Origin of the sequence: Micromonospora sp. NPDC049497, assembly GCF_044465805.1 — a bacterium.
In the GTDB taxonomy this organism is placed as follows: domain Bacteria; phylum Actinomycetota; class Actinomycetes; order Mycobacteriales; family Micromonosporaceae; genus Micromonospora.
Window position 1 is genome coordinate 21,239 of sequence record NZ_JBITMC010000025.1, and the last position, 12,610, is coordinate 33,848.

Below are 12,610 nucleotides of genomic sequence, written 5' to 3' on the forward strand. Positions count from 1 at the left end.
TTCGGCCAGACAGCGCTCCCGAACGGCGGCAGATCCGGACATCCGATCGAAGGCCGCCCGCGTGATTCCGGCTTCATGGGCACTGAACACAATGGGCTGCGGTCGGCCGAGTCACGTCCGCCCGTTTCCCTCCAACGGGCTGTGCATCAGGGCTTATGCGATTTCCACTCGCACACCTAAGCTCCTCACGTGTATTTTGTTGAGCGGTCGCGTGTGGATTCTCCGTTCAGCAAGTTGGTCTTCTACGTGCCGGAAACGACGGTGCTCGGCTGGTTCCAGCGCGCCTGGCGCCACGAGGACCCGGAAGCGCTTCTCGACGCCGAGATCGGCGGCGGTGCCTACGGTTTCGACTCGATCTTCGAGGCGATCGAGGAGCACCGCCTCCCCTGTCCACAGACCCTCGTCGAGCTGCGCGAACTCCTAGACGAGCACCTCTGGGTCGAATCTGACGACCCGATACGCCTCGACGAGCGGGGGCTGCGGGTACGTACCAACGACGACGAGGTGGACCTGGCCTACTTCTTTTTCGAGGACGAGGCGATCGTCGCCCACCCCGACCGGCTCACGTACCTCGTAAACGACACTTGGCCGCTGCCGTCCGGCGCCGCCGCGCCCGGCGCGACCTTCACCCCTGACGTGGCGCTCCGCGACGTCGGCCCACCTGGGCCCGGTCCGGATTCCGTCTACGCGGTCCGCATCACCTGGCAGCACCCCGACCACAACGGCACGAACCTGGACCAGCGGGAAGCGACCGTCTTCCCCGGCGTCAAGCTGCCCGGACTTGCCGACCACCTACGCGGTATCGCAGATCCCGTGTCCCGAGAACGCTTCGACGCCGACCTGCTGCGCTCCCTCGTCGGACCCGGCGACGATGGCATCGGCCCCGCCTTGGACCGTTACGTCTGCCTCGAACCATACGACTTGTCGATTTTCGGGGAGTGGACCGCACCCAGCCATGAGCAGATCCTGCAACGGAAGCTGCCGCAGCCACCACCGGAGGCCCGCGTCGCGGTGGATGAGCACCTCGCCCAGGCCGCCCGCTACATCGACGACTTCTTCGGCCACGAGCAACTGTTCCTCTTCGACACGCAGTGGGCCGCCGCGCACCCCGACCTGGCGCTGTCCCTGCTTTGCTATGCCACCCACTGGGACCCGTTTGCGCCGTGACGGGTTCCCGAACATTCAGTTGCGTCACGGGCTCCTGGCTGCCCGAATTGGCTTCACCCCGGAGGCGGGGACTGAACTTGCCCCATCCGCTCCTCGGCATGACGGCGCTTCGTGGCAGATCCGCTTGACGCGACTAATCCATGAAGAGCGCGGCGAGCCTCGGCAGACGCCGACGGACCTCGCCGTCGTCCTCGAAGTCCCAGCCCTGGCCGAGCTCCGGGTATCTGCCAGTGACCGCACTGGGCAGCTCCATGCTCCCTGTTACGACCGCGTATGCGTCCCATACGACGCCATACATGGATTCGCATTCGAGATCGAACCCGCCGTCGACCGCAACGCGTTGGAGCACCGGCAGGTCGGCGAGCGTATCCGGGTCTGCCACTGCGCGTTCGAACGTCTCACGCCCCTGTGTGAGCAGCCAGCCGCGGAAGTACTCGAAGCCGTCGTCGGAGCAACCGCCGTTGATTAGATAGGCCGCCTGCCACAGGTCCCACCCGTACGACTGCGCACGCAGATCCCACAGCGGCTGCGCCAGTTCCGCGATCCTGTCGGCCGGCAGGGCAGTCAGCAGCCGCAGTGTCTGCTCGGCGACGTCCTCGGCGTCCGAGGGGTCGGCCGCAGACTCTCGTGCCTTCGCCACTACGTTCCAGAACTCGGCAACACTCATGACGCGGGAGTATGGCAGCTGTCTCCGACTTCGCCGCCCACCATTCGCCGTCGTGCCCGTGCCTGACCGCCCGTCTAGCGCACGGAGCCCTGGAAGATGAGCTGATCGCGGCAGAGGAGTGCTTCACGAGCGGGTAGCCGATACCGTTCCGCCACATGGATGACCACTGGCGCGAGCCGGACTGTCAGGCGCCGTTGACCGGTGTGCAGGCTGCTGACGTCGTTCGAAGACGAATCGGCCACGGAAGGCTAGAAACGTGGTTCGAGCACGACCGAGGACGACTGCTCGCTGTCGTTAGCAACGGCACTCGCGCCCTGGTCATGCTGCTGGATGAACCGGGCGACCCCGGTGAGCACGCCATCGACCCGACCGGGACCGGCCAACAGGACGGGTTCGTCCTCAACAACGGGCAGCACGACTCATACAGCGACCGTGACAGTGTTCCGCTTGGGCAAGCGCTCGCGATCGTGGAACACATCGTCGATCACGGTCACCCGCCGGCCAGCGTCGGCTGGCAGGTCGACCGGTAGCTACCAGCGGTTCGATCGATCGGCGGCAGAAGAGTGCGCCCGATGTCCGAGGTGATCGCCCCTGAGCCCTCGGATCTCCCGAGGAGGTGCGGCACGATGGTCCCGTGGACGGCAGCAAGCTTCGGCGAATCATTCTGGTAGACGACCTGCGCTCCTTCGCTGATGGCCGTAATGCCGCGGTGGCACGCAGCAGCGCCGCCGGGGTCGCCCTCCTCGAACGCCACCGCGACGAGCGGCTGGACGAGCTGTGGCTCGATCACGACCTCGGTGACGCCGACACGATCTGGCCGGTTGTGGAGGTGTTGGAGCGTGCGGCCTTCGAAGGGCGTCCGTTCGACATCGGCGTCGTCCACGTCCACTCCGCCAACCGGCCGGTGCGGGCAGGATGGCTCAGGCTCTGCAACGTTGGGGCTACCGCGTCCGGATCGCATCCGGCTCCGCGGCAGTCGGCTATCTGAACGAGTAACCGAGAGTCTCGGTGTGGAGGGGGTTCGAGAAGTCAGCGACGAATCAGTGAGTCTTGTCAGCCCCGCCGAAGAACGGCATTCGTCCGACCGCTCGTTCGAAGGGCGCCGCGTACCCTGCTCGCGTGGTGACGCTGCTGATCTACGCCGGCCCCGCGGCAGCAGACGCGTCGGGAACCCGTACGGGCGGAGTCCGGCTCACGCCGCCGGAGTTCGAGTGGCCGCGGTGCCGCGAGTGCGAAGGGCCGATGCAGTTCCTGGCTCAGATCTGCCTCGCTGACGCCGATCCCGGCAGTACCGGGCTGCTGTCGGTCTTCATGTGCCAGAACGAGCCGGGGCTCTGCGAAGAATGGGATGCCGCCACGGGCGGAAACAGCGCCTTCGTGTTCGGGTCCGATGCCACGCGGGCCGCCCCGGTACCCGATGACGGCGTCACGCTGCTCGACGAGACGTCCGCGATCGGCTTCGCGCAGATCGAGGGGTACGACTATCTGGGAGCGCGGGACCGTTGGACTGCGAGACCGGTCGGTCCGTGCCGCAGTGCTTGGCCAGGTCGGTGGTCAGCCGGCGTGGCTGCAGAACGACGAGACACCCGACTGCGCCGTCTGTGATCAACCAATGTCGTTCGTCGTGCAGCTTGAGGAAGGACACGATTACCGAACCTCGGCGAACTTCGGCGGTGGTGGCTGTGGGTACGGATTTCGTTGCCGATCCTGCGGCGACGCCGCGTTCCTTTGGCAACGATGAAGCGACTGAGGCCGACCCAGGACCGTCACCCAGGGCAGCGCGGAGCGGGCACGCGACGGTGGCACCGCCGCACAGCACGACGCGGTAATGCCTGAACCACAGCAGGCGCACGGTCGGCGGCATGACCGGATGCCTGCATTAGGCTCCGCGCCGTGAAGTCGACGGTGTCGGTAAGCAGGAACGGCGCATCGCTGCGACCCCGGCCGCGGTCTGGTACGTCATCTCTACGCCGGAGATGCACGACCGACTGGACCCTCGATGTCACCTGGAGTCGACAACGGGCAACGGCGACGTCGGATCGGAGTACGTCCTCAACGTTCGTGTCGGTCTCGCGCAGGCACGCCTTCACTACGTGGTTCGCGAAGCGATCCCGCAGACGAGATGGGTGGGCCGAGATTGATCGAGCGGGCAAGTATGCCGGAGTCCAGCGAGCCGAACTCGTGCCCGAGACGGCAGGCACGCTGCTGCGGTGGACCGTGACTCAGCCGACCAGCCGTTTGACCCGTCGTCTCGTGACTGCATGGTGCGAGCGCGAGTTGGACAAGTGGCTTGCCGCCGTCGACCGTCACTCACGATCCACGCCGGGCGGCACTGCCTGAGCATAACGACCGCCCATCGGCAGATCCGGTTGCTCACCGACGAAGGTCAGCGCCCGGACTGCGGCATGTTAGGGCGTTGGGCGGCGCCTGGGACGCGAGCACGGTCGCCAGCCGTCGGTCACTAGCGTGAGCCGGGTGATCCGAGGGAAGGTGCGGCGTGGAAGCTCCCGCTAGGCTCGCGCCGGTGATGACCCGGACAACCCCTGCACGGCCTCTGGATCTCAGTGAATTGTTCTCCGGCGTTAACGCGTTTGCGCGAACCGCGACGCGGCTGCATCCGCGGCCCGGCGACCCCGACGTAGGAGGAAGCCACGTCGGCGGGAGGTTGTTGTGGCCCGCCGATGAGCCGTGGCCGGTCTGCGCAGGGCCGCACGTTGTTCGCCAGGAGACCGCGATTGCGCCGGATCTCGTCGCCCGGATGCAGGCGGGAGACTGGGCCGCGATGCAGCAGCTGGCTCGGGACGTTCCCGGCTTCGCCGGAACGATGACCACGGACCAGGGCTCGGTCGCGATCGGCTCCGTGACCGTGTCCGAGCCGACGCCGAGCCCGATGGTGGCGGTGGCCCAGTTGCACGCCGCCGATGTTGCGGATCTGCGCTGTCCCGATGACGCCGATCTGTTGCAGGTGCTGTGGTGCCCGCATCAGCACCGCGACGGGGACTACGCGGGACCGGCAGTCCAACTGCGGTGGCGCACGGCTAGCGGCGTCACCACCATGCTGCCCACCCCGCCGCCGCCGCCCACTGTCGCTCGCGAGGAGGACTATCTGCCCCGTCCGTGCGCTCTACACCCAGAACAGGTCGTCGAGTATCCCTGGTGGCAGGAGCTACCGGCGGAGTTGGGCCAACGGATCCGGCAGTGGGACGACAGCCGCCAGTTTGGTGAGGAGACCTACTTCTCCGTGTCACAAGCGCCGGGGTGGAAGGTCGGCGGATACGCAAACTGGGAGGTGTCCGATCTGCGGCCGATGGACTGCCCTAACTGCCGCCAGCGCATCGACCTGCTGCTCACCATCAGCTCCAGCGAATCCGACGGTGGGAGCTGGATGCCGGTGGAGGAATCCCACCTGCAGCCGTCGTGGACCGACCCCCAGTGGAGGGCCGTCAACGAGCCAACCGGTATCACGGTCGGCCGCCGCGGCGACCTTCGGATCTTCGCCTGCTTCAAGTGCCCTGCAACGCCATACAGGCTAAACCTGCAGTGACCAGCCCGGACCGACGCCGTCTCCTCGCCAGCGAGCGACCCGCGGCAGATCCGGATGCTGTGGGTCGCAGGCGCTAATCTTCCTGCAGCCACGCCAGTGGCGCGGCGCTGAACAGCGAGTCTTGGAGCATGGCGTGAGGTTCTCGCTCTTGTGGCGGTATGGAGCGTCGTCGAGTCACGACGAAGTACCTGACGAGACGCTCCGCGAACTCCTGTCGGAGCTGGATGACGACGAGGACGATGCCGAGCACGGTGACGTCTGGCTGTCGGAGGACGCCACCGGATGGGGGATCGGCGTCTTCGCCGGCGATCGCGGGCTGGTTGTCTTGGAGAACAGCGAGCCAGGTGGCAGCGCATTTCATCGAACTGGCGTGTCACGCGAGGATTCGTTCACGATGCTTCGGCGTGCCGCTGCCGGGGAGATGAGCGTCATCCAAGCGGAGGCTTGGCACCCGGGCTACGGCTCGGAGTAACGCTCTCCCGAACGGCTTGCGCTCCGAACCACCGGATCGGTACGGCACAAACGGTTCGCCGGGACGATAGGACGCGCACCGCCGGGGGGCTCACAACACACTCACATCGGCTACTTGTTTCATTGACCTGCGACCGTCGCCCGGCCAGGCTTCGGTCGAGGCGTCCGGGCTGTCGCTCTCACATCGGCTGCCCACGCTGGTCGTGTGGCTCTCATTTGGCCTGCGCAGACCCGGGCGCCGCCCCAGGGCGGGGAGAGGCTCAAGAGGGGTTTGCTCGGCTCGAAGTAGCGTTGCCCTCCCGGCTCGACAACCAGGTGGATCGAGCATCGGAGGACGCGTTGAGTGTCACGTCGGACCGCGTGGTCATCGGTATGGACCCGCACAAGCGTTCAGCCACGATCGAGGTCATGGCCGGCGACGAGGCCGTCATCGGCGGGGGCCGCTTCGACACCGACCGGGACGGCTACGCGACGATGAAGAAGTACGCCAGCCGGTGGCCGCAACGGGTCTGGGCGATCGAGGGCTGCCAGGGCATCGGCCGGCACATCGCCCACCGGCTGTTGGCCGATGGCGAACAGGTCGTCGACGTTCCACCGAAGCTGTCCGCGAGGGCGCGGGTGTTCGCCACCGGGCAGGGCCGCAAGACCGACGCCACCGACGCCCACTCCATCGCGCTGGTCGGCACCCGGATGGCGGGACTTCGCCCGGTCGTCAACGACGAACAACTCGCCCTGCTTCGGATCCTGGTCGACCGGCGTCGCTCTTTGGGTGAGGACCACACCCGGATGGTCTCCCAACTGCACCAGCTGCTGCTGGAACTGATCCCCGGCGGAGCGAAGAAGAGCCTGTCCGCCGCCCAGGCCAAAGCACTGCTGGCCACCGTCCGGCCCCGAGACGCGGTTGGCAAGGCCCGACGGCGGGTCGCCGCGGAGCTGATCGCCGACCTCGAACGGATCTACCGACGCTCCAAGGAAGCCGACAAGGAACTCAAGGATCTGGTCGCTTCCACCGCCACCACGTTGATGGACTTGCACGGCATCGGACCGTCCGGTGCCGCCCGGCTGCTGGTCGAGGTCGGCGACATCACCCGGTTCCCCAACCGGGCCCACTTCGCCTCCTGGAACGGGACCGCCCCCATCGATGCCTCCTCCGGCGAGCAGGTACGACACCGGCTCTCCCGTGCCGGGAACCGGCAGATCAACCGGGTGCTGCACATCATGGCCACCGTCCAGCTGCGCAACCCCACCGAGGGCCGCGCCTACTTCGACCGCAAGAAAGCCGGCGGCAAGACATCGATGGAAGCGATGCGGGCGCTGAAACGACGCCTGTCCGACATTGTCTACCGGTGCATGATCGACGACGCCACAGCTGCCACGGCGGCGGGCCCGGGAGGACACCGGGGAACGACCACTGGCTCCAGCGTGACCGACTCTCATCCCCCAGCCGGCTCTTCGGAGAAGTCACTTCCCGGACCCGCCACCACCCAGGATAGAACTCTCCTCCCGGCGGTGTCTTGACACAGAGGGGAGCCATGTCCGGACGCCGGGCATCTCTCCCCGTCATGGTTCTGGATGGCCCCGGCAGCCGGCGTCAGTCCTTGGCTTGCTGTACGCCGGTTCCCGTGGTGATTACCTGTTGGCGAGGTTGGTCCGAAGTTGGTGGGCGAGCGTGACGGTCGCTTCGTTGGGTTGGGCGTCGAGGTCGGTGAGGGCTTTGGTGAGGGCGCGCAGGAGGGTGCGGATGCCGTCGGTGTCGCCGAGGGCGTGGCGGGCGTGCATCGCTTTGGTGTAGAGGGTCTCGTTGTAGCGGTCCAGTCCGATCGCCTTGTCGAGGAGGTCGGATGCGGCCTGTGGGTCGGTGTCGATGAGGTCGTCTGCCAGGAGCAGGTGGGCCTCGGTGGCCCAGCGGCGCACGGTCTCCCGGTGTGGGGGTAGCCATTCGTAGTCTTGGCCGTCGGCCAGTGGCGCGGTGTAGAGGTCGCAGGCGGCGGTGAGCAGGTCCCAGCGGCGTGGGCCGGTGGCGATGGCGGCGGCGCGGAGCAGGTCGCGCAGCGTCCAGACATCGACGTCAACGGCGGCTGGGTCGAGCCGGTAGCGTCCGGCGTTCTTGACGACGTAGGCGTTTCTCGCCTCCAGGGTGCCGGCTCGGGCGAGGACGTGTCGCAGGTTGCTGGCGTTGGTATGGACACGCTGGTCGGCTTGGCTGAGTCGGGCGTCGGGTTCGAGGTATTCGCCGATCTCTCGGGTGGTGACGCCGTCGGGGTGGCAGGCCAGGAACACGGCGAGTTCGAGGGCTTTGGCGCGCAGGGGTCGGCCGGGTTGGGTGATGTTGTCGATGCGCGGCTGCCCGAGCACCCGTAGGTGCGCCTTGCCGGCAGCCTTGGGCTCGACGGTCGCGGTGACCGGTGCAGGCCGGTCGGGCGGAGCGGTGTGGGTCCGGCTTGCGTGCAGTGGGACGACGGGATCTGCGGCCGCGTTGGAGGGCAGCGCCGTGGTTGCCCCGGTCTGCGCCTCGCGCAGGGTGGTAAGGATGCCGATGGCAGTGGGGGTGTCGAGTACGGGCAGACGTGGGGGGATCGATTCGCTGGCCGGCCCGGAGGCATGGGTGGTGTGGCCGTCCGGGGCGACGTCGAGGGTGACGCCGTGCTGCCACTGACCGAGCAGCACGGCGGACACGCCCAAGGTGCCGCCGAGTGTGAGAGCGGTCTTGGTCCGCATGGATGCGACGGCGGACGGGGCTGCGGTGATGAGGACAACCGGCGGTAGTGCTTCCTCTTCGGGGGCCCGCTGGCGCAGGGTGTCCAGGTCGGTCAGTGCGTGCTCGTCGAGAATGCGGCTGCGCTGCAGGAGCCGGGCCTCGATCGCGGCGAGCGCATGGTCGAGGCTGTCGGCGATGTGCAGCCGTGGCCACGGTTGCAGGGCCGTTGCGTCGGGGCCGAAGAGCGTGACCAGGGTGGCGGAGTCGACGATGACTTCACCGCGTGCATTGGGGTGGTGCAGATCGCCGGATGCCAGGACGGCGACGACAGCGGCGCGGGCGGCGGCATGCGCGCCGTCGCCGACGACAGCGATTCCGCCTGTCGGCAGCGACACGAGTCCTGGTACGAGGCCGGATGCCTCGCCGTCGATGTCGACTGGGTTGGGTCGCTCGGGGCTGTGGGCAGCCACGGCGCGGCGGACCTGGACAACGGGCGGCGGTAGCTCGACGGCTGGTTCGGCGTCCGGTTCGCCGGTGTAGCGGCGCCGGCGTTGAAGCCACACCATCGCGGCAGCGGCACTGATCGCGGCGGCGAGGGACCAGGGCAGCCAGGTGGAGGCCGACAACTGCACTCCGTCTTCGTCGGTCGTCAAGGTCGGGCTGTTCGTGCTGATGACGGTGGGAGCAACTGGCGGCGGTGCGGCGACGCTGGGGGCCGATGAGCGCGCCGGCGGTAGGGACGCGCTCGGGGTTGCCAACGGTGTGGTGCTCGGACCAGCGGACGGCTTCCCGCCGGTCGTGGGCGGCGGCGCGGTGGGACCGGGTGGCTCTGGATGAGCGCTCGGCTTCTTGGACGGGGGCGTGACTGTCGAGGGTGGCTTGGGTGGCGTTGCGGGCCGGGCGGTCTGTGGTGGGCGGGCATCACCGGGCAGTCGAAGTTCCCAGCCGGGGTAGATGAGGTTGCAGTCGCGCAGCCTGCCGCCGACCTCCGGGAAGTGGCGGTGCTTGTTCAGCTGGCAGATCTCCGGCCACCGGTTCGCGTCGCCGAGCCACTGCCTAGCGACCTTGGACAAGGTGTCGTGCCGCTCGACGGTGTAGAGGTAGCTCTGGTCGGCGACGTGGATGACCGCGGGGCCGCGGGCGGCGGCCTGCCGAGGGACATCGGCGCGCTCCGTCGCGGCAGCAGAGGTAGCTGGCACGTCGGAGTTCGCCGCGCGGTCGAGCGAGCCTGCGGACGTGACGGCAAGCGCGGCGGTGCCCGCCAGGCCGAACACGAGCCGGTGCAGCGGGGCCGGCAGCCTAAGCACGGGAATACGTCGGCGGGTCAGCGCCGCGACGATCTCAGCGAACAGGAGCAGCGCGAACACGCCCCACAGCAGCCACATCGCCCAGAGAGCCGCTCCGATGAGGACGTCCGGGGTGAATCGTCCGCTGGAGCGTTCGAACCAATCGGGGATCTGTGACCACGTGGGCAGCCGCCGCACCGGGTTGCCGCCTGCGAGCCAGAGCAGTGTCGGCACCACCACGAGGAAGGAGCCGGCGCCGATGACCGCACGCAGACGGCTGACCAAGGAACCTGATGTCGACCTCCGCCGTGAAGGTAAGTCGCGTGGTGGGTGCACCGTGGCCCGTGCACCGTACTCGGCGAGCCTGTCGCTCTTGTCCGCAGACATTCACGGCACCCCCTCTCCTCGACGGTTGATCCTCAGCCTCCCCGAATACACGAGAGCCAGTGGCTTCCGCCATCCCGCCAAGAAGGATTCTCACCATACGCGCACAAAGGATCACTCGGAGAGGATCACGTTGGCGTCACCTCGCCCTCACGCGTGAGACTGCCCCTCATGCCAAGCGGGGGCGTCAGGGCGTCGATCGACCTCAGTTCCTCGGCCGTGGCCGTCACGGTCAGCCAGCAGGGTGTCCGGATCCCGATCCTTATTGACGGTCGCCCCGCCATGCCCGCAGGTGTCGCCATCGGCCCTGCGGGTGAGCTCTACGTCGGTCTCGACATCGCAGCCGCCAGATCCCTACCTGCGGATCACCGCTTCGTCGATGACCCCGCCGCCCTGCTCGGCAGGCCCGCTGGCACCGAAGACACGACACAACCCGACCCTGTGGATCTGCTCGCTGCCGTCCTGCGGCATGTCAGCCACCATGCGGCCCACCAGGTCGGCCTGCCGATCGCTGAGCTCACCGTGACCATTCCACCGAGTTGGGGGCCACGCCGCCGCGGACACGTCAGCGAGGCGGCAAGCCGAGCGGGACTACCGGCTCCCGTCCTGGTCACCGCACCCGCCGCCCTGGCCGCGTACGCCACGACGCTCGGCCTCACCGCACCCGAGAACTCCTGCGTGCTCGTATGTCAGGCCGACCGCCATCCGACGACCTTCACCATCCTGCAGGCGGTCGACGACGGCTACCGCGAGCTGGCAACACAGCAGCTCAACGGCGTAGCCGACCTCGACAGGCTCATCACCCAGCACGTCGTGCAGGCAGCTACCGCAGAGGATGATCCGCTGCGAACGGCGAACAACTCGCCCGCGAATGGCGACGGTCGTCTGGCCGTCCTGGAGTCCGTCCGCGCCGCCAGAAACCTGCTCGCGACCCAGGACCGCGCACCGGTCCTGCTACCCGCACCCCGGCAGCCCGCGGTCATCACCCGCGACGACATCACGAGCGCCGCGCAGCCGCTCCTGGATCAGATTCCCACCACGGTGATCGGACTCCTCGACGCCGCCGATGTCGAAAAGGATCAGCTGGCTGCGGTCATTCTGCGGCCGGCCCGCGACCTGCCCGTGCTGACAGACCGGCTCGCCCACGCCACCGGTATCAGCCCCGTTCTGGTCGATCATCCTCACGCCCACGCCGACGGAGCCCTGAACCTCACCGCCGCCCACCAACCCGGCCCTCGCGCCGCCGCCGCACGGCTACCCCGCGTACGGCTCCGCGTCAGCGACCTCACCGGCGCCCTGCTCATCGGCGCATGCTCCCTGACCCTGCTCCTGCAGGCCGTCCTCACCGCGGACATCACCACCATCCTCAGCTCTGTCATCGGCGCCCGGACGTCCCTGCCGCAACTCGGCGTCGCCGGCGCGCTCGCCATGCTCACCGCCCTCGCCGTCGCGCACCTGGCACCCACCACCTGGCTCGCCGGCACCACCGCCGCGTCAGGACCGGAGCCCACCACCGGCAGTCTCATCCGCCGCGGATACCTGGCCGCCGCCGTCGGCGGCACCGTCGCCGCAGCCCTCTACGGCCTCGCCACCGGCACTGCCGTCGGACTCGACTACACCCCCTACCTGAAATGGACCCTGGGCGCCGCCCTACCCCTGGCCGCCTGCGCCGCCCTCATCGCCGTCACCGCACCACGGATCCCCGCCGAAACGCTGCCCACCTGGCTCGCCCTGACCCGCCCCGCCATCACCCGCACCATCACCGCCGCCGCCGGCATCTTCCTCATGCGCGCCGCCCTCACCATCACCACTCCCGTTGACCTGACCGGCATGCCCGGCCTCGCCGGCAGCCTCGGCGCAGCCCTGCTCGGCGCAGCGACCGCCCTCACCGCCAGCCGCAGCCGCGTGACCCGCGCCATCACCGCGCCCGGCCTGGCCATCGGCTACGCCCTCGTCTTCAGCAGCAACACCAGCAGCGCCCTGATCGTCGGCTACCTCATCGCACTCACCTGGTGGGCCATCCGACTCACCACCCACACCCTGCGACTCGCCTTCCCCCACGTCACCGCAGTGGTACGCCGCCTGACCGATCGCGCAAGCGGCTGAGACCTCAGAAAGGCGACCCTACGCAGCCCTGTCGGATGGAAGCAGCGGTGGCCGATCGCGGCTCTCCCGCTACAGCCACCCCAATCGTTGCACCTGCGGACCGATGCCGGGCGTCCTGAACCCTGCACAGCATCGGCAGGGGTTCGGACGTGTCGAGCGACTGTCAGCAGGTCCCACGTCCGGAAGTAGGCAGTTCGGTCGTCATGCCACAGGCCGGCCTCAATACGGTGCTGCAGCACATCCACCGCGTCGGCCAGGTGCTGCCGTTGGGCGCACGTGAAGACCCT

9 protein-coding genes and 1 pseudogene are annotated in these 12,610 nt (G+C 68.3%); 8 read left to right on the plus strand and 2 right to left on the minus strand.

Features of this window, described 5'->3' with window-relative positions:
- Positions 1-234 precede the first annotated feature (234 nt).
- Positions 235-1,167, plus strand: a complete 933-nt coding sequence (locus ACIBR0_RS25865) for a hypothetical protein (RefSeq protein WP_396719871.1) — start codon at positions 235-237, stop codon at positions 1,165-1,167.
- 133 nt (positions 1,168-1,300) lie between these two features.
- Here the strand turns inward: ACIBR0_RS25865 and ACIBR0_RS25870 are convergent, their stop codons facing one another.
- Entirely contained in the window at positions 1,301-1,834 is a 534-nt protein-coding gene (locus ACIBR0_RS25870) for a DUF4240 domain-containing protein (RefSeq protein ID WP_396719872.1), read from the minus strand.
- Between the two features lie 155 nt (positions 1,835-1,989).
- Between ACIBR0_RS25870 and ACIBR0_RS25875 the strand changes: the two genes are divergently transcribed.
- The 6 genes and pseudogenes from ACIBR0_RS25875 (at position 1,990) to ACIBR0_RS25900 (ending at position 7,367) form a co-directional block, all read left to right on the plus strand.
- Positions 1,990-2,364, plus strand: coding sequence for a hypothetical protein (locus tag ACIBR0_RS25875; protein WP_396719874.1), 375 nt, complete (start codon positions 1,990-1,992; stop codon positions 2,362-2,364).
- A gap of 104 nt (positions 2,365-2,468) precedes the next feature.
- Positions 2,469-2,830: pseudogene (locus ACIBR0_RS25880) on the plus strand (cyclic-phosphate processing receiver domain-containing protein).
- A gap of 123 nt (positions 2,831-2,953) precedes the next feature.
- Positions 2,954-3,439: a DUF1963 domain-containing protein gene (locus ACIBR0_RS25885; protein WP_396719876.1), complete on the plus strand. Its 486-nt coding sequence runs from the start codon at positions 2,954-2,956 to the stop codon at positions 3,437-3,439.
- A 919-nt stretch (positions 3,440-4,358) separates the two neighbouring features.
- The gene (locus ACIBR0_RS25890; RefSeq protein WP_396719878.1) at positions 4,359-5,378 is read left to right on the plus strand and encodes a hypothetical protein; all 1,020 of its coding nucleotides are present in this window, start codon (positions 4,359-4,361) and stop codon (positions 5,376-5,378) included.
- A 133-nt stretch (positions 5,379-5,511) separates the two neighbouring features.
- Complete coding sequence (locus ACIBR0_RS25895; RefSeq protein WP_396719880.1) at positions 5,512-5,850, plus strand: hypothetical protein; 339 nt, start codon at positions 5,512-5,514, stop codon at positions 5,848-5,850.
- Positions 5,851-6,257: 407 nt separating this feature from the next.
- Positions 6,258-7,367, plus strand: coding sequence for an IS110 family transposase (locus ACIBR0_RS25900; RefSeq protein WP_396719882.1), 1,110 nt, complete (start codon positions 6,258-6,260; stop codon positions 7,365-7,367).
- A gap of 111 nt (positions 7,368-7,478) precedes the next feature.
- On the opposite strand, the gene ACIBR0_RS25905 is transcribed toward ACIBR0_RS25900, so the two are convergent.
- Positions 7,479-10,118: a transcriptional regulator gene (locus ACIBR0_RS25905; RefSeq protein WP_396719883.1), complete on the minus strand. Its 2,640-nt coding sequence runs from the start codon at positions 10,116-10,118 to the stop codon at positions 7,479-7,481.
- A gap of 540 nt (positions 10,119-10,658) precedes the next feature.
- Between ACIBR0_RS25905 and ACIBR0_RS25910 the strand changes: the two genes are divergently transcribed.
- Complete coding sequence (locus ACIBR0_RS25910) at positions 10,659-12,323, plus strand: Hsp70 family protein (protein WP_396719885.1); 1,665 nt, start codon at positions 10,659-10,661, stop codon at positions 12,321-12,323.
- Positions 12,324-12,610 lie beyond the last annotated feature (287 nt).